This window comes from Patiriisocius hiemis, assembly GCF_031846325.1.
GTDB lineage: Bacteria > Bacteroidota > Bacteroidia > Flavobacteriales > Flavobacteriaceae > Patiriisocius_A > Patiriisocius_A hiemis.
Window position 1 is genome coordinate 491,897 of the sequence record NZ_JAVRHZ010000002.1, and the last position, 18,339, is coordinate 510,235.

20 protein-coding genes are annotated in these 18,339 nt (G+C 34.7%); 8 read left to right on the top strand and 12 right to left on the bottom strand.

Features of this window, described 5'->3' with window-relative positions; all coding sequences use genetic code 11:
• The first annotated feature begins 2 nt into the window (after window positions 1–2).
• The 7 genes from rpmF (at window position 3) to RM538_RS06430 (ending at window position 5,700) form a co-directional block, all read left to right on the top strand.
• Complete coding sequence (gene rpmF / locus RM538_RS06400) at window positions 3–200, top strand: 50S ribosomal protein L32 (RefSeq protein WP_311332576.1); 198 nt, start codon at window positions 3–5, stop codon at window positions 198–200.
• A gap of 172 nt (window positions 201–372) precedes the next feature.
• A complete protein-coding gene (locus RM538_RS06405) occupies window positions 373–1,371 on the top strand; it encodes a beta-ketoacyl-ACP synthase III (RefSeq protein WP_311332577.1) in 999 nt (332 codons plus the stop codon).
• Between the two features lie 38 nt (window positions 1,372–1,409).
• On the top strand, window positions 1,410–1,892 hold the full coding sequence (gene accB / locus RM538_RS06410; RefSeq protein WP_311332578.1) for an acetyl-CoA carboxylase biotin carboxyl carrier protein: 483 nt from the start codon (window positions 1,410–1,412) through the stop codon (window positions 1,890–1,892).
• An 80-nt stretch (window positions 1,893–1,972) separates the two neighbouring features.
• The gene (accC, locus tag RM538_RS06415) at window positions 1,973–3,328 is read left to right on the top strand and encodes an acetyl-CoA carboxylase biotin carboxylase subunit (RefSeq protein WP_311332579.1); all 1,356 of its coding nucleotides are present in this window, start codon (window positions 1,973–1,975) and stop codon (window positions 3,326–3,328) included.
• A 93-nt stretch (window positions 3,329–3,421) separates the two neighbouring features.
• Complete coding sequence (locus RM538_RS06420) at window positions 3,422–4,543, top strand: NAD(P)/FAD-dependent oxidoreductase (RefSeq protein ID WP_311332580.1); 1,122 nt, start codon at window positions 3,422–3,424, stop codon at window positions 4,541–4,543.
• A 9-nt stretch (window positions 4,544–4,552) separates the two neighbouring features.
• Complete coding sequence (mtgA, locus tag RM538_RS06425; RefSeq protein ID WP_311332581.1) at window positions 4,553–5,245, top strand: monofunctional biosynthetic peptidoglycan transglycosylase; 693 nt, start codon at window positions 4,553–4,555, stop codon at window positions 5,243–5,245.
• Window positions 5,242–5,700 (top strand): GreA/GreB family elongation factor, encoded by a 459-nt coding sequence (locus RM538_RS06430; protein WP_311332582.1) that lies wholly within the window; start codon window positions 5,242–5,244, stop codon window positions 5,698–5,700. Before mtgA ends, RM538_RS06430 begins: the two co-directional genes overlap by 4 nt.
• Here the strand turns inward: RM538_RS06430 and RM538_RS06435 are convergent, their stop codons facing one another.
• The 12 genes from RM538_RS06435 to RM538_RS06490 all read right to left on the bottom strand — a co-directional run bounded on the left by RM538_RS06435 (window position 5,701) and on the right by RM538_RS06490 (window position 17,426).
• The gene (locus tag RM538_RS06435; RefSeq protein WP_311332583.1) at window positions 5,701–6,177 is read right to left on the bottom strand and encodes a hypothetical protein; all 477 of its coding nucleotides are present in this window, start codon (window positions 6,175–6,177) and stop codon (window positions 5,701–5,703) included.
• Window positions 6,178–6,180: 3 nt separating this feature from the next.
• Window positions 6,181–6,705 carry a hypothetical protein gene (locus tag RM538_RS06440; protein WP_311332584.1) on the bottom strand — a complete coding sequence of 175 codons (525 nt, stop codon included), beginning with the start codon at window positions 6,703–6,705 and terminating at the stop codon, window positions 6,181–6,183.
• Window positions 6,695–7,654, bottom strand: a complete 960-nt coding sequence (locus tag RM538_RS06445; RefSeq protein WP_311332585.1) for an ABC transporter ATP-binding protein — start codon at window positions 7,652–7,654, stop codon at window positions 6,695–6,697. The genes RM538_RS06440 and RM538_RS06445 overlap by 11 nt, the downstream gene beginning before the upstream one ends.
• 74 nt (window positions 7,655–7,728) lie before the next feature.
• Complete coding sequence (locus RM538_RS06450; protein ID WP_311332586.1) at window positions 7,729–9,891, bottom strand: prolyl oligopeptidase family serine peptidase; 2,163 nt, start codon at window positions 9,889–9,891, stop codon at window positions 7,729–7,731.
• An 81-nt stretch (window positions 9,892–9,972) separates the two neighbouring features.
• Window positions 9,973–10,347: a DoxX family membrane protein gene (locus RM538_RS06455; protein WP_311332587.1), complete on the bottom strand. Its 375-nt coding sequence runs from the start codon at window positions 10,345–10,347 to the stop codon at window positions 9,973–9,975.
• Between the two features lie 90 nt (window positions 10,348–10,437).
• Window positions 10,438–12,036, bottom strand: coding sequence for an FG-GAP-like repeat-containing protein (locus RM538_RS06460; protein ID WP_311332588.1), 1,599 nt, complete (start codon window positions 12,034–12,036; stop codon window positions 10,438–10,440).
• Window positions 12,037–12,056: 20 nt separating this feature from the next.
• Entirely contained in the window at window positions 12,057–13,427 is a 1,371-nt protein-coding gene (locus RM538_RS06465) for an Ig-like domain-containing protein (RefSeq protein ID WP_311332589.1), read from the bottom strand.
• Between the two features lie 129 nt (window positions 13,428–13,556).
• Entirely contained in the window at window positions 13,557–13,961 is a 405-nt protein-coding gene (locus RM538_RS06470) for a DoxX family protein (RefSeq protein WP_311332590.1), read from the bottom strand.
• Between the two features lie 67 nt (window positions 13,962–14,028).
• A complete protein-coding gene (locus tag RM538_RS06475; RefSeq protein WP_311332591.1) occupies window positions 14,029–15,018 on the bottom strand; it encodes an aspartate-semialdehyde dehydrogenase in 990 nt (329 codons plus the stop codon).
• Window positions 15,019–15,184: 166 nt separating this feature from the next.
• On the bottom strand, window positions 15,185–15,592 hold the full coding sequence (gene mscL, locus RM538_RS06480) for a large conductance mechanosensitive channel protein MscL (RefSeq protein ID WP_311332592.1): 408 nt from the start codon (window positions 15,590–15,592) through the stop codon (window positions 15,185–15,187).
• Between the two features lie 79 nt (window positions 15,593–15,671).
• Window positions 15,672–16,784: an alanine racemase gene (alr, locus tag RM538_RS06485; protein ID WP_311332593.1), complete on the bottom strand. Its 1,113-nt coding sequence runs from the start codon at window positions 16,782–16,784 to the stop codon at window positions 15,672–15,674.
• A 3-nt stretch (window positions 16,785–16,787) separates the two neighbouring features.
• The gene (locus tag RM538_RS06490) at window positions 16,788–17,426 is read right to left on the bottom strand and encodes a thymidine kinase (protein WP_311332594.1); all 639 of its coding nucleotides are present in this window, start codon (window positions 17,424–17,426) and stop codon (window positions 16,788–16,790) included.
• Window positions 17,427–17,528: 102 nt separating this feature from the next.
• On the opposite strand from RM538_RS06490, the gene RM538_RS06495 reads away from it, so the two are divergent.
• Window positions 17,529–18,326, top strand: a complete 798-nt coding sequence (locus RM538_RS06495) for a DUF8457 domain-containing protein (protein ID WP_311332595.1) — start codon at window positions 17,529–17,531, stop codon at window positions 18,324–18,326.
• The last annotated feature ends 13 nt before the right edge of the window (window positions 18,327–18,339 follow it).

Genomic DNA, 18,339 nt, shown 5'->3' on the forward strand with positions numbered 1-18,339 from the left:
TAATGGCACATCCTAAAAGAAAAATCTCAAAAACAAGAAGAGATAAAAGAAGAACGCATTACAAAGCAACTGCTCCGCAGATTGCAACAGATCCTACTACAGGAGAATCTCACTTATACCACAGAGCACATTGGCATGAAGGAAAGCTGTATTACAGAGGACAAGTGGTAATAGATGCAACTGAAGAAGTAGAAGCATAACAACACGCATTTTTAGATTGTATAGACTCTCACAAACTTTTGTTGAGAGTTTTTTTGTTTTAACTTACTAAAAGGCCAAATTTGGTTAAATTTGGTTTACTTTTAATTAAAATTTAGTATTTTTCACTCCTTTTAGAGCAATTTTGCGCTTTTTGGAAAAACACATGAATCTATGAGTAAAATCTCAGCTGCAATAACTGCTGTTGGAGGCTATGTTCCAGACTATGTACTTACCAATAAAATATTGGAGACCATGGTCGACACCAATGATGAATGGATAACCACTAGAACAGGAATAAAAGAGCGTAGAATTTTAAAAGAAGAAGGAAAAGGAACATCATTTTTGGCAATAAAAGCCGCAAAAGACCTTCTAGAAAAAAGCAACACAGACCCTAAAGATATAGACATGGTTATCATGGCGACCGCAACGCCAGATATGCCAGTAGCAACAACAGGCGTTTACGTAGCAACCCAGATAGGTGCCGTAAACGCTTTTTCGTATGATCTAGTTGCAGCATGCTCTAGTTTTCTTTTCGGAATGTCAACTGCTGCAAAATATATTGAGTCTGGTAGATATAAAAAAGTACTACTAATAGGTGCAGATAAGATGTCATCTATAATAGACTATGAAGATAGAGCTACATGTATCATTTTTGGAGATGGAGGAGGAGCAGTTCTTTTTGAGCCTGATTCTGAAGGACTCGGTGTTCAAGATGAGTACCTAAGAACAGACGGTATTGGTAGACAAAGCCTCAAAATAGATGCTGGAGGATCTATTCTTCCTGCTTCTGCAGAAACGGTAGCAAAAAAACAACACTATGTTTTTCAAGACGGAAAAACGGTTTTTAAATTTGCAGTTTCTAATATGGCAGATGTAAGTGAAAAAATTATGAATCGCAATAACCTTACTGGAGAAGATGTTTCATTTTTAGTACCCCATCAAGCCAATAAACGAATCATTGATGCTACAGCGAAGCGAATGAACTTACCTTCAGAAAAAGTGATGATGAATATCCATAAATATGGAAATACAACATCAGCTACATTGCCCTTATGCTTAGTAGATTATGAAAATCAACTTAAAAAAGGAGATAATCTTGTATTTGCTTCATTTGGAGGCGGATTTACATGGGGAGCCATTTACCTTAAATGGGCGTATAATTCAAAATAATTAAAACAAAACCAACACGATATTAAAACCAAATAACTATGGAAATAAAAGACATTCAAAATTTAATCAAGTTCGTCGCTAAGTCCGGTGCTAGCGAAGTTAAGCTTGAGATGGAAGACATAAAAATTACCATAAGAACAGGAAAGCATGATAAAGGAGAGACAACAGTAATTCAGCAAATGCCTGCAATGGCTGCTGCTCCTCAACCTGCCGCACCTGCTGCACCAGCTTCAGAAGCTGCTCCTGCTGCACCAGCAAGTAATGATGCAGATGACTCGAAATATGTAACAATTAAATCGCCAATTATCGGAACTTTTTACCGTAAACCTGCTCCAGATAAACCTATGTTTGTTGAGGTTGGAAGTAGTGTTGGTGTTGGAGATACACTTTGTGTGATTGAAGCAATGAAACTATTTAATGAAATTGAAAGCGAAGTCTCTGGTAAAATAGTAAAAATCCTTGTGGATGATGCTTCTCCAGTAGAGTTTGACCAACCATTATTTTTAGTGGACCCATCTTAATAAATTTTCAAATACAAATCCAATAATACAAATCCAACTTACCTTGGAGTTTGAAACTTGAGATTTGAAACTTTAAAACTATGTTTAAAAAGATATTGATAGCCAATAGAGGTGAAATAGCACTTCGTGTTATTAGAACCTGCAAGGAGATGGGCATTAAAACAGTTGCAGTATATTCTAAAGCAGATGAAGAAAGCTTACATGTTCGCTTTGCTGATGAAGCTGTTTGTATTGGTCCCGCTCCAAGTAGTGAGAGTTACTTAAAAATGTCAAATATTATTGCAGCAGCAGAAATTACCAATGCAGATGCAATACACCCAGGATATGGATTCCTTTCAGAAAACGCTAAATTTTCTAAAATTTGTGAAGAGCACAATATTAAATTTATTGGTGCATCTCCAGAAATGATTGAAAAAATGGGAGATAAAGCGACTGCAAAATCTACTATGATTGCAGCAGGCGTGCCTTGTGTTCCAGGAAGTGAAGGCGTTATTCCAGATTTTGAAACCTGTAAAAAAGTAGCAGTAGAAACCGGATATCCTGTAATGCTTAAAGCAAGCGCAGGGGGTGGCGGAAAAGGAATGCGTGCCGTTTGGAAAGAAGAAGAACTAGAAGATGCTTGGAATTCTGCAAGACAAGAAAGTAAAGCAGCATTTGGAAATGACGATATGTATATGGAGAAGCTTATTGAAGAGCCTCGCCATATCGAAATACAAATAGTTGGGGATAGTAACGGAAAAGCGTGTCACTTAAGTGAGCGTGATTGCTCTGTACAAAGAAGACACCAAAAGCTTACCGAAGAAACTCCAAGCCCTTTTATGACGAAGAAACTTCGTGATGATATGGGTAAAGCAGCAGTAAAAGCAGCAGAATATATTAAATACGAAGGAGCAGGAACAGTAGAGTTTTTAGTAGATAAGCACAGAAATTTCTACTTTATGGAGATGAATACCCGTATCCAAGTAGAACACCCAATTACAGAGCAAGTAATCGATTTCGATTTAATTAGAGAACAAATTTTGGTTGCCGCTGGGGTTCCAATTTCTGGAAAAAACTACACACCTAATTTACATTCTATTGAGTGTAGAATTAATGCAGAGGACCCGTATAATGATTTTAGACCTTCTCCAGGAAGAATAGAAGTATTACACGCTCCAGGAGGTCATGGAGTTCGCTTAGACACACATGTATATGCAGGGTATATGATCCCGCCTAATTATGACTCAATGATTGCGAAACTTATAACTACAGCGCAAACTAGAGATGAAGCGATTAATAAGATGAAGCGTGCTCTTGATGAGTTTGTAATCGAAGGTATAAAAACAACAATTCCTTTTCATAGACAGTTAATGGATCATCCAGATTATGTAGCTGGAAACTATACAACTGCCTTTATGAATACATGGCAAATGCAGGAACCAGAAGAGGAAGAATAAAATTTACATAAGCATAACCACATCCCAAACCCCAATAAACACAATTGGGTTTTGGGATTTTTTTATGTGTATATTTAAGCTAAATTTTTTAAGATGAACCTCTCCTATTGGGAACAAACCACATGGCTTAGCGATATAGATTTTGCAATTATAGGTAGTGGTATTGTTGGACTATCATGTGCATTACACTTACGTGAAAAGCATCCAAAAAGTAAGATAGTAGTTTTTGAAAAAGGAATGCTTCCAAGTGGAGCGAGTACAAAGAATGCTGGATTTGCATGTTTTGGGAGTGCTTCAGAACTACTAGAGGATTTAAAATCACACAGCGAAGATGAAGTGCTTCAACTAGTGGAACAAAGGGTTAAAGGCTTAGAAGTTTTACGGAGCTTACTTGGTGATAAAATAATAGATTACAAACCATATGGAGGGTATGAGGTTTTTACAAAAAAAGACGCTACGCTGTACAAAGAATGTATTGAAAACGTCCCATATTTAAACACCTTACTTAAAAAAGCTATTTTTAAAGAAAAAGAGGTTTTTTCAATTAAAAATGACCTGTTTTCTTTCAAAAACACTCAAAAAGCACTCATTTTTAATCATTTTGAGGGTCAGATTGATACAGGCAAGATGATGCATGCCCTTATTAAGAAAGCTTCAGAAAATGATGTTTTAGTGCTAAATAATGCCGAAATAAGCTCATTTTTATCAAAAAATGGTTCAATTTCATTGATTTTTCGCAATTTCGAAGAAATTTCAGTAAAAAAACTATTTATAGCTACGAATGGCTTTGCAAACCAAATTTTAAATGAAGAAATTGTTCCTGCAAGAGCACAAGTTTTAATTACAAAACCAATTACTAATTTAAAAATTAAAGGTACTTTTCATCTAGATAGAGGGTATTATTATTTTAGAAATATTGGAAACAGAATTCTTTTGGGCGGAGGTAGAAATCTTGATTTTAAAACTGAAGAGACATCAAATTTTGGGCTTACAGAGCTTATTCAAAATCGCTTAGAAGAATTGTTATCCACAACAATTTTACCTAATACGTCGTTTAGTATTGACCAACGCTGGAGTGGTATTATGGGAGTTGGTTCTCAAAAAAAACCAATTATTAAAGAGATTTCACCCAATGTATATTGTGGTATTAGACTAGGAGGCATGGGAGTTGCAATTGGAAGTAGTATAGGGGGAAAACTTGCCAGCTTTGGATAATAAACAGCTATGTTTAAACGATTTTTTAAACTTCTATTTAAAGGAATCCTTTGGTTTTTTACGCTTTCTTTGTTATGGGTTCTACTTTATAAGTTTGTGCCTGTGAAGTACACTCCATTAATGGCAATACGCTATTTTGAAAATACAGAAAACACTTTTGAAACAAAGCATGACTGGGTGTCTATTTCAGAAATTTCTCCTTATTTACAACTAGCTGTTATTTGTTCTGAAGATCAAAATTTTATGAATCATAGCGGGTTTGATTATAAAGCTATAGAAAAAGCTTACAAAGATAATAAGAGAGGCAGTCGAGTAAAAGGTGCTAGTACAATTTCTCAACAAACAGCAAAAAATGTGTTTTTATGGCCAGAAAGAAGCTGGCTTAGAAAAGGCTTTGAAGTTTATTTTACTTTTTTAATAGAAACACTTTGGAGTAAAGAAAGAATACTAGAGGTATATCTTAACAGCATAGAAATGGGAAATGGTATTTATGGTGCTGAAGCCGCAGCTAATTATTGGTTTAACACTTCTGCAAAAAACCTTTCTCAATCCCAAGCTGCAGCCATAGCAGCTATTTTACCCAATCCAAGAAAATACAATGCTTCACCAGCATCAAGTTATATTGAAAGTAGGAAATCATGGATTGTAAGGCAGATGCAAAATTATGGTACTTTTACTTTACAAGAAACTACTAGTAAATGAATACGTCCCAATTAAAAACAATACTGCTTGAGCATTGTAAAGCATTTACAGAAAATAGGTTTGAAAAAGTAAAGAACACAATTACTAGTATTGAAGAGTCTTTATTTGATCAATCTAAAAGCTCCGCAGGTGACAAACACGAAACGGGGAGAGCAATGCTTCAAATAGATAGAGAAAATGCCGGAAGACAATTACATGAAATAGAGAAGTTGCAAGAGATTTTAAAAAAAGTAGATGTAACAAAAAGCTCAAAAAACATAAGCCTAGGAAGCCTTGTTGAAACAGACATGGTCACTTATTTCATTAGTATTTCAGCGGGGAATGTGACTTTAAATAAAACTCAATATTGCTGTGTGGCACTACAAGCACCCATAGGGCAATTATTATTTGGAAAAAAAGAAGGAGATAGTTTAATTTTTAATGGAAAAGTTATTGGCATTAAAAGTGTAAATTGATTAAGTAAGCCATTCTTGCTCCTCTTTTGAAGCATCCCAGATATCAACGTCTAATACGGTAGCAATATGCTTTGCTATCTCTAGTGAGTTTGCTCTATCATCACTTTCGTAAACTTGAATATGTTTATTTTTTTCATAAAAAAGATTTACTCTATAGACTACAAAGCCTAATGTTGCCTCTGCAGTAATTACTCTCGATCTTGTTTTTCTTGTGGTTTTAAAAAGCGAAATGTATTCAATTTCAGGCAAGTCTCTCCAAAACCCTAAATTTATTCCAAAGATTGAATATATTTTTCTGTATTTAACCCCCTCAACTTCCATTTCAATTCCTTCTCTAACTCCTAATCTTAGACCAACTGCGAGAAGTACCAGCCCAAATAGATTTCCTTGTATTAACGCATAAAAAGAAAATAAGGATATAACTATTGAGAAAACAATCTTTACAGAAGGAGTAGGTTGAATATGTTTTAATGTCATTTTTTAGTTCCTCAAATACTTTTCTGGAATAGGAAACTCATCACTCTCTTGCATCCAATAGATGTTTACTATCCACCAACGCGAACCATCATTTAGCAATTGGACACTATTAATACCTCTCATAAAGGGCTTTGTGTCTTTTTGTGATTTAAAAGATTCATACGCACTAAATACCTGTGTAATAGCACCAAAGGAATCTACTTTTCTACCAATTTCTTTTTCAAAAAATCCGTTTTCCACAAGCCATTTGCCTGATGATGCTATATAATCGTCTGAAGAAAGATAGCGTACTTTATATATACCATCTTTTCCTTTACCAGAAGGAATAAGCTTAGCGTCTTTAGAAAATAAGTACCTGAAAAGATCCCAGTTTCTAGCTTCGCCTTTTTCTCCAGAAATAACACTATACAAGGTTTCTAGTGTGCTATCCAGCGTTTGTACTTTTTGTAAATAAGGGTCTTTATCTTGAGCAATTACAGAGGAAAAAACACCAAGAAAAAACAGGTATAGAGTTATTTTAGCTTTCATAATCATTTATATATCTTAAATATACAGTTTCTTTTTTCAATATTGAAGGAGAATTAAAGTAAACAATACTGTCTTTATAGGATGCTTCTATTAAATAATTTGCTCCTTTAAAATAGCTGTTTTTAATGATAACTTTAAGCGGAGTTTTTTCATTAGAAATTACTAGTTGGTGTGCGAATACAATTTTAGTTTCTAAACTATTACTTATTCCTATAACAGCATTGGGCAAAACTGAAAAGTCTCCAAAAAAACCGGCTAAGTATGGAGTGTTACTATTTTTATATACATCTTTAGTTTTTCCATAGGCTTTTACACCTCCTTCCTTAAGAACCAGTAATTTGTCTGAGAACTGCAAAGCTTCTTCGGCATCGTGAGTTGCTGTTATAATGGTGCAATTACTTTCTTTTAAATATTTAAAAAGCTTTCTTCTTAAGTTTCTTTTTTTAAAAGTGTCAATATTACTAAAAGGCTCGTCAAGTAATAAGACATCAGGGGTTTTTGCTAATGCCTTAGCAAGTGCAACACGCTGTTTCTGTCCGCCACTTAATAACTTTACTTTTGTATTTCTAAAGTCTTTAAGTTCTAAAGCATCTAGTAGCTCATTTACTCTTTGGTTGTCTTTTTCTGGGTTTACTCTATTTAGATACTCTGCAACATTTTCTGCAACACTAGTAAAAGGCATTATATTAAATTCTTGAGCCACTAGTTTCATAAACGATTCTCCTGGAACAAGGTTACTAGCAGGACCAAGCAAAGGCTTACCATTCCATATAATTTCACCTTCTTCTAATTGTAATAAACCATATAGCAGGTGTAAAAGTGTTGATTTGCCACAACCACTTTCTCCAAGAATAGCCAAATGTTCACCCTTTTCTAATTTAAAAGAGACCTCTTTTAAAACAGTTTTGCTATCTGGATAGGAAAAGGAAGAAATAGTAGCGTTTAACATTATTTGTATATAAAAAGGTTGCCACAATATCTAAAAAATGTGACAACCTTTATAAATGAATTTATAAAAAGATTTTATTCTTTAACTTCTTGGTTTACTTTTTCAGGAAGTACTTCATAACCCATATTGTAGAGGGTAAAACCATAAATGTCTGCATATTGTTCTATGGTTTTGCTTACGGGTGTTCCAGCTCCATGACCTGCATCAGTTTCAATGCGTATTAATACAGGATTGTTTCCAGCTTGTTTTTCTTGTAGTTCTGCAGCAAATTTAAAGCTATGTGCTGGTACTACACGATCATCATGATCTCCAGTTGTAACCAAAGTTGCGGGATACTTTGTTCCAGCTTTTACATTATGTACTGGTGAGTATCCTTTGAGATATTCAAACATTTCTGGGCTATCTTCTGCCGTACCGTAATCGTACGCCCAACCAGCTCCAGCCGTAAAAGTGTGATAGCGAAGCATATCTAATACACCCACAGCAGGTAATGCAACTTTCATTAAGTCTGGTCGCTGTGTCATAGTTGCTCCAACTAGTAAGCCTCCATTTGAGCCACCTCTAACGGCTAGATAGTCGCTAGATGTGTAGTTCTTTTCTATTAAATACTCTGCCGCAGCGATAAAGTCGTCAAACACGTTTTGCTTTTTCATTTGAGTTCCAGCATCGTGCCACTCTTTACCATATTCTCCACCACCTCTTAAATTAGGCACAGCATATATACCACCTTGCTCCATCCAAACTGCATTTGCAATACTAAAACTAGGGGTAAGGCTTATGTTAAATCCACCATATCCATATAAAATAGTTGGATTTCCCCCGTTTAGTTCTAATCCCTTTTTGTGAGTTATAATCATTGGAACTTTTGTACCATCTTTTGATGTATAAAACACTTGATTACTTTCGTAGTCTTCTGGGTTAAAGTCAATTTCAGGTTTTCGGTATAACTCAGAAGTACCCTTTTTAATATCATATTTATAAATACTTCCTGGAGTAACATAATTTGTAAATGAATAGTATAGCTCTGCATCCTCTTTTTTAGCTCCAAAACCACCTGCGCTACCAACACCTGGTAATTCTACTTCGCGAACTAGATTACCATCATAATCATATTGTAGCACCTTACTTACAGCATCTACCATATATTCTGCAAAGAAATACCCACCACCAGTTGATGGACTTAAAACGTTATCTGTTTCAGGAATAAAATCTTTCCAATTTTCTTCGGAAGGGTTTGATGCATCAACAGTTACAATTTTTCCATTTGGAGCATTTTTGTTTGTAACTACATAAAGTTTTGACCCAACATTTTCAATAATATAAGAATCATTATCTGTATGATTAGCCATTACTTTTAATGGTGCATCTGGATTTTCTAAATCTTTTATAAACAGTTTGTTTCCTGATGTTGAAACAGAGGCAGTTATTTGTAAATATTTATTATCATCAGTTACATTACCACCAACATATCTATGCTTTTCAGCTTCGGTACCTCCAAAAATAATTTTATCCTCGGCTTGCTTGGTTCCTAGTTTGTGATAATACAGTTTGTGTTGATCTGTTTTTGCAGAAAGCTCACTTCCCTTAGGCTTATCATAACTCGAGTAGAAAATACCATCATTAGCTTTCCATGAAAGACCACTAAACTTAATATCAACTAGAGTATCTTCAATAATTTCTTTGGTTTCAGCATTCATTATTAATACTTTTCTCCAATCACTTCCTCCTTCGCTAATACTATAGGCTGCTTTTGAGCCATCTTCAGAAAAACTTAATCCTCCTAAAGAAATTGTTCCTTCTTCATTAAAGGTGTTGGGGTCTAAAAATACTGTTGCTGTACTTGGGTCTTCTCCTGTTTTATATCGATAGATTACGTATTGGTTTTGTAACCCATCATTTTTATAGAAATAAGTATACTCTCCTTCTTTAAAAGGGGCTCCTACTTTTTCATAGTTCCAAAGTTTGGACAAACGCTCTTTTAATTCTGATCTAAAAGGAATGTTGTCTAAGTAGCCAAAAGTGACTTCGTTTTGAGATTTTACCCAGTTTCCGGTTTCTTCACTCATATCATCTTCTAGCCAACGATACGGGTCTGGTACATCAACACCAAAATAGGTGTCTACAGTATCCACTTTTTTAGTTTTGTGATACTCCAATGTAATTACTTCTTTTTTTGATTCTTCTTTACAGCCTACAATTAGTAAAAGTACTGCAATTGGAAATAGTATGTTTTTCATTAGTTAATTGTTTTAAACGCTTGTAAATGTAGTTATAAAGAGCTTTGTAAGATGTTATAAATTTGTTAGAAATTACATGCTTTACTGAAAAAGAGGCCTATACGATTTCCAATACTTATAAATCAATATAATATTAAGCGATGCTATAATTATTGCAACCAATATATCTGAAACATCTAGAAATAGGTGAAACAATAAAATATTAGCTGAAATAGGAGCTAGTAAAATGAGCGCGAAAGGCACCCACTTATTTAAGAGAAGTAAGATACCAATAATAATTTCTAGGATTGCAACTACATATAAAACATAGCCTGTACTTTCTAGCGACTCCATAAAGTTTGCTGCCGCAACAGGCATTTCAAACATAGGGATAAAGCCGATAAATTTATTAATTCCGAAGATAAGTAAGCTTAGTCCTAAGAGAAGTCTTAGGATTTTAGTAAAAGTTGAATTCATTGTGTTGTTGATTAAGTGTTTAGATACTTAAATATACAAAAAAAGCCTGATTGGTTTTCAATCAGGCTTTAGATATAAAAAATAACCTTTTTACTTTTTAATAAATTTTTGAGTTAAAAAGTTTCCATTACTGAAAACCCTTAATACATATGCTCCACTATCTAATGCTGAGACATCTATAGTTTCAGCAGTAAGCTTTGCGTTTAAAACTCTTTTACCTGTAACATCAAATACTGTATAAATAGCATTTTCTAAACCTAGAGTGTTTTTCAAGTTTAATGTTTCTTCTGTAGGATTAGGGTACACTATTAAATTACCTATTGAGTTGTCATCAACTCCTAGGATAGGGCTTTCAATTATAGTTATAACTTCATTAATATTTGGGTCGTTTACTACATCAATAACTCCAGATGGCCAGTACACGGTAATAGAACTAATTTCTGTATCTGTACCAATACCAAAGTGTGTATTTAATGTGCTCATAAACCTAAACCCTTCACCACTTCTTACATCTCTAATTTGTGTTCCAGAGGGTGTTTCGATCTCAATTCTTGCGCCAATACCATTAATATTACTTTCTGTCCCTACTGTATTTATAGTAATCCAGTTGTTTGATCCGCCATCATTATAATAGATAATTCCGTTAGCAAAAAGATCCATATAACCATCATTATTTAAATCACCAATAGATCCATTATCAAACGAAATAACGTTTTCTAGTATCTCAGTAAATGTACCATCTCCATTACCAATTAAAATATTTCCATTAGAAGCAATATCAAGGAACCCATCATTGTTAAAGTCAACAGGAGTGTTTTCAATACCCGTAGCGCTTAAAGCTAACACTCCAGAGGAAGCTGTTTTATCCTCAAATGTACCATCACCATTATTTTGCATGTACTTATGAGTACCGGAACTTGCTCCTACAAATACATCCATATCTCCATCGTTGTCATAATCTCCCCAAGCTGAGGACCATGTTTGCATAGGGTCTGCAAGGCCAGTATCTTCACCTACCTCTGTATAAGTACCATCTCCATTATTTCTAAACATTTGATTGGTTCTTCTTTCTACACTACCTCCACATTTTGCTATAAACATATCCATATCACGGTCATTGTCATAATCTATCCAAACAGATCCATAATTACCTCCACTTGGAAAATCGCCAAGACCACCTTGTATAAACCCTAAATTTCCATCGCCGTCGTTAATATAGTACACATTTGGCTCAACATCATGGCATACAAACGCATCTAAGTTACCGTCATTATTAATGTCAATAAAATTAGACCGCTGTGAGAAAACATATTCATCTCCAGAAATTTCAGTAAAACCTGTTCCTGTGTTATTTGCTCGCATAAATGTTACACCGCTTCCATTACCATAAAGTAAATCTGTAAACCCGTTTCTATCGTAATCTGCAGCTGCCAAACTCCAAGAAGGTGTAAAGTCTGCATTTGTGGTTGTAATGTTTTCTTCTATAAGATCTCCATTGGGTTGTTGATAAAAAATATTGACATTTGTTTGAGATATTGATACAATATCATCAAGGTAATCGCCATTCATGTCTACAACTGCTCTATTAGAGCCTGAAGTGGGAAGGGTCTGTGTCGTGAAAGTCACAGATTGTGCACCAGCAACTACTGCCAGCATACAGAAAAATAAAAGGGTACTAATTTTTTTCATAATTTTTTGTTTAAGGTTATTTAGTCACAAGTTTCAGAAAGTGAGTTAATCCATTCTTCTACAAGAGCGACATATTCTTCATGTATAATTGTTCTGCCTAATAGAGGCATTCTATATTGTTCTAAATCTGTATTTACTCTAAAGTACAGAACGGACTCATCTTTATTGCCAGGAACAACAATTTTTGTATTTGGTGGGATGTTAGTATCAGGGTCAACGCATACACCTAGATTGGTAACATCATTAGTTAAATCAAATTGAAAACGCATTGGTCTATAATCACAGTAACGCTCATCTGCATGGCAATGTGCACAGTTAATATCTACATAGGATCGCATTCTCATTTCGAGTGATTGTGATACATCCTCCCAATCTACAACAGTATTTATATTTGAAGGAACAGCATCTTCTAAATATCCTACCTCAACCAATTTATCTAGTTGATTACTAACACCTTCAGAATACGAATATACAGTATTTAAATTTTGTGGTTTAATGCCTATTGGGATTGAGCTTTCAGCAGCTTCATGGCACGTTAAGCATTGGCTTTCTGCAGGGATTCTATAATTTACCGTTTTTAATTGTCCTTCTTGTAGCCATTCTACCTCTGTAAAAGAGCCACTAAGGTCAAAAAAGGCGTCTGTTTGAGGCTCGTTCCAGACGTATGTTGCAAAAACCCATCCTGTTTCTTTTCTAACCATTAAACGGGTTTCAATATTTCTTCTATTATTAGAGGGTTGTACATTATCATAATAAAAAGCTTTTATAATAATTGCACCAACAGGTAACTCTAGTACGCTATGGTCACCATTGTAGGTTGCAATGGTATTATTAGGCATCCAAATGAAACGTTTCTTTAAAGCATAATCTGAAAAAAGTGAGCTAATAGGTTTATATGGAATAATACCCGTATTAGGAATTTGCTCTGCAATATCCCCATCAAAAAAGTTATAATCTGAAAGTTTTGGGTAGGGCATTTCAGAAAGATTAAAAACAACTTCTGAAGAACTTAAAACAGTAACGGTAACTGTATTTGTTTCACAAACGGAGTTATCTGCAGTACAAACTGTGTACTCAAAAATATCTTCTCCAGTAAAGTTTGGTGTCGTCCTGTAAACTACAAGGTCGTCACTAGGATTATTAGGGGTGTTATTGGGGTCTGTAATTTCAACAGTTCCTTCTTGAGGCGCACTAGTAGTTAATACTCCTTCTAATGGAACATTAGTGTCATTTGAAAAAACATTAATTTCTATTGTATTATTTTGGAGTACTTGAACAAAGTCTGCCTCTGTTTCTATATCCAAGGAGGTATAGTCTGAGTCATCAGACTTACAACTTAAAACTATTACAGAGAATGAAAGAAGCCCAAAAAACAGATTCTTAAAATTCACAACACCTTTTGTTTTTATTGTAAATATAGAGAAATCTGTTTTACATTGTATAGCAAGTACTTACAATTTAACAATAGATGAGAAAATTATGAAGTAGTGATTGTTTAGATTGTGTATTGGGCTAATCTCTTATTTAGCAAATAACGGTTTATATGCCTCCCAATTTTTGTACATAAGATACCCATTAAGAACTGCCACTAAAATAGCAGGGCCTATGTTAGGTAAGTTTACGAAAGCGTGAAATAAGACTATATTAATAGATATAGGAACTAGCATAACTAATGCAAAAGGAACCCATTTTCTAAAAATAAGTAAAAGCCCAACTACTGCTTCAGTAAGCCCTACAAGGTTCATAATATATCCTTTTCCAGCTTCTGGATCATCTCCAGAGAAGCGCAAGGCGTTAAAAAGGTGCTCTGCTTCTGGGTAGCCAGTAAAATCAAAATCTGGCATAAACCAGAAAAACTTATTAAGTCCAAAAGCAAGTAGCATGATGCCTAACCCAATTTGAATTACAAGATTTACAATTTTCATTTTATATGATTTTTGGTTGTTTCTTGCTTTTTAGACGCTGTATAATATCCTTGCTTACAAAGTAGGCTTATACTAAATCGTTATCAATAAGATATTTTACAATTTGTACGGCATTAGTAGCTGCTCCTTTACGCAAGTTGTCACTTACAATCCATAAGTTTAGTGTATTAGGTTGTGTCATGTCTCTGCGAATACGTCCCACAAACACATCATCTTTATCATTGGCATATACAGGCATTGGATATGTGTTTGTGTCTGGATTGTCTTGTACTGTAATACCAGGTGTTTCATGTAAGAGTTGGCGTACCTTATTAAGTTCAAAATCATTTCTAAACTCTACATTAACAGCTTCACTATGCCCACCTGCAGTTGGAATCCTAACTGCTGTAGCCGAAACAGAAAAAGTACGATCATCAAGTATTTTTTGTGGTTCCCGAGCTAACTTAAGCTCTTCTTTGGTATAGCCGTTTTCTTCAAAAACATCACAATGAGGCAATGCATTTTTATGAATAGGATACGGGTATGCCATTTCACCTTTAACACCAGCTATTTCATTTTCTAATTGCTGTACTGCTTTTAGACCTGTTCCTGAAACAGATTGATAAGTAGAGATAACAACGCGTTTCATCTCATATTCTTTATGAAGTGGTGCTAAAGCCAATACAAGTTGTATTGTAGAACAGTTTGGGTTAGCAATAATTTTGTCTGTTTTTGTAAGGAGGTGTGCATTTATTTCTGGGACAATTAGTTTTTTACTTGGTTCCATCCTCCAGGCTGAGGAGTTATCTATTACAGTTGTGCCAACTTCTACAAACTTAGGAGCCCATTCTAGGGAAGTATCCCCTCCTGCTGAAAATATTGCAATATCTGGTTTTGCATTAATGGCATCTTGCATACCAACAATTTTGTAGGGAGTATTATTAAATATAACCTCTTTTCCAATAGATTTTTGAGAAGCAACAGGGATTAAATCTGTTAAAGGAATATTTTGCTCTTTTAATACTTTTAAGACTACTGTACCTACCATACCAGTAGCTCCTACAACTGTTATTTTCATTTTTTAAACTCTTTTTTGAGCCAATTTTTTAAATTAAACTTTTTTCAAAAGTAGGACTTAGATGATAAACCTTTCATAATATTATGCAAAAAAAGAACCCTTTTTAGCCAAGCTAAAAAGGGTTTAATTATTATAAAGTAATGTAGCGGTGATTCGCTAACGTTTATTATTTTTTTAAAGCGTCTCTTATTTCTTTTAATAAATCCACTTCGCTTGGTCCTGGGTCTGGAGCAGGAGCTTCTTCTTTTGGCTTTTTTGTTTTGTTGTATGCTTTTACAATCATAAACAATACAAATCCAACTATAATCAAGTTAATAATTGCATTTACCCATTTACCCCAAAGGATTGCGTTTTCTGGAGTAGTAACGGTTCCATCTGCTGCTACAACTGCTTCAGATAAAACTACTTTTAACTCAGAAAAATCAACGCCTCCTGTAAAATGCCCAACAATTGGCATCATGATATCATTTGTAAATCCACTTACTACAAGCCCCATTGCGCCTGCAAGTAATACTGCAACAGCCAAGTCTATGACGTTGCCAGTCATAATAAATTCTTTAAATTCTTTTAACATTTTTGATGGGTTTAAGGTTAATAGGGTTCTAAAATAGAAAAAATGTGCCCTTTACCGAAAAAAATAAGCCTTAAAGTATTTATTTTCGACAGATTACTCGTTTTACCCGTTGTGAAATAGCAGTAAGCAACTCATAAGGTATAGAGTTAATTGCAGCAGAAAGCTCTTCTGCAGTACTTCCCTTATCACCAAAAATTATAACTTCATCACCTTCGTTACAGTCAATTTTAGAAACATCCACCATAATCATATCCATGCAAACATTCCCAACAATAGGTGCTTTTTTACCATTGATTGTAACCCACCCTATAGTATTTCCATAAGCTCTATTTATACCATCTGTGTGTCCAATGGGTAATGTAGCTGTTTTCATATTTTGTGTAGCTGTCATTGCTCGATTGTAACCAATGGTATCCCCTTCGTTAAGTATATGAATTTGAGAAATAATAGTTTTTAATGTAGCTACTGGCTGTAGGTTTTTGTTTTCTTTTGCATTATTACCAAAACCATATAAACCTATTCCTGTACGTACCATTTCATACTGAGAGTTTGGATAATTTAGCACCCCTGAAGTATTAAGTGTGTGTCGTGTAAAAGAATACTGTAGACTCTCTTCCAGCTCTAAAGCAATACGATTAAACCGCTGTAATTGTTTCTCGGTAAATACTTTTTCATTAAGGTCTTCACTAGCTGCCAAATGCGAAAAAACAGATTTTACTTTTACACTTTCAGTTTTTGCTAGTTTTTTAATAATCTCGTCAATATCAAATTCAGTAAAACCAAGTCTGTTTAACCCCGTGTTAAATTTTAAATGAATGGGGTAGCTCTTTTGATTCTTACTTTCGGCAAATTCAATAAACTTAGTAAGCATATTAAAAGAGTAAATACTGGGCTCTAGGCATCTATTAACTATTTTATTAAAGTTAATGGACTGTGGATGTAAAACTAAAATAGGGGTTTGTATACCACCATTGCGCAGTTCTTCACCTTCACTAGTATAGGCCACTCCAAAATAAGCCACTCCAAGTTGTGCTAAAGAGTTTGCTACACTTACAGCATCACTTCCATAACCAAAAGCTTTTACAACCCCAAGTACATTAGTGCTATTATTTATTCTTGAAGTGATATACCTGTAATTATGCTCAAGTGCATTTAGGTTTATCTCTAGAACAGTTTCTTTGGCTTTTGGCATAAACTAAGCTTGCTTTTTTGGAGGGATTTGCTCAGCATCTTTCACCTTTATTTTGCTTACCTTTTCTCGAAGCATTACTTTGTAATAGGCAGCTCTACTAAGGGGTTCATATTCTTCGGTTTCACCAAGCAAGACTAGGTCGTCGCTTTGAGCTTTTCGGTAGCTATAATTTGCTAAATTTCCTGTGCGAGTACACACGGCATGAACTTTAGTCACGTACTCTGCTGTAGCCATTAATGCTGGCATAGGTCCAAAGGGGTTTCCTTTGTAATCCATGTCAAGTCCAGCTACAATTACTCTAACCCCTCTATTGGCAAGATCATTACACACCTTCACAATTTCATCATCAAAAAACTGAGCTTCGTCAATACCCACAACATCACACCCATCTGCAAGCATTGGGATATTTGCTGCAGCAGGTACAGGTGTAGAGCGTATTTCGTTACTATCATGAGAAATCACCTTGTCTTCATCATAACGTACATCTACAGTAGGCTTAAAGATTTCTACCTTTTGTCTAGCAAATTGAGCGCGTTTAAGTCTGCGAATAAGTTCTTCTGTTTTTCCAGAAAACATAGAGCCACAGATGACCTCAATCCATCCAAACTGCTCTTTTTGATTTACTGTATTTTCTAAAAACATAAAGAAGTATTAAACTAAAACCTATTTCCTTGACGTTTTAAGTAAGGATGCGTAAATTTAACAAAACAAAATAGAGTACCTAGCGTATAATTTATAAAAGTTATGAAGAAGAAACTGAGAGAAGATATCACTCAAACTGCCCAGAAAATAATTGAACTTGACACCAATTTTGACACTAAAAAAGTAAAAAATGCTGTCGCTATTTTGTTTGAAAAACTTAGTGTGCTAGCATATTTAGAATCACAAATTGAAGACTCTCCAGAGCAATTATCCCAACAAGCTTCTTTAGACTCTAAGAGTTTTAGAGAAGAAAATTGGTTTAAAGAGCCAGAACCTGTGCCGCAACCTGAGCATAAAGAAGACCTCATAGAGCCATTAATGGAAAAAATAAAGGACATTGTAGCCCAAATGCCAGAAGAATCACGCCGTGTGGATGAGCTATTGGAAGAGGTTTTGCCCAAGAAAAAATACGTTAAAAATGACCTTGAAGAGTTTGCTTCAAACTATCAACAAACACCAACATTCACTCGCAAAACCGAAGAACCCAAAAGGTACACACTAAAAGAGAAAGAGCCTACAAAAGGAGGAGAAGTGCCAAAACCCTCAAGCTCTCTCATTGAAGAAAAAAAGGAAATGGGCGGTAAACCAAAGTCTATTAATGACGCTGTAAACAATGGACTTTCTATTGGGCTTAATGATAGATTAGCGTTTATTAAACACCTTTTTGATGGTAAAAACGAAGATTATAATAGAGTGCTTTCTCAAGTTAGCACTATGTCAAATTATGAGGAGGCTGCAACATTTATAAAGGGGAAAGTAAAACCAGATTACAACTATTGGTTAGATAAAGAGGAATTTGCCAATAGGTTTATGGCAATTATTGAGAAGAGCTTTAATTAAGGTTCAATAATTA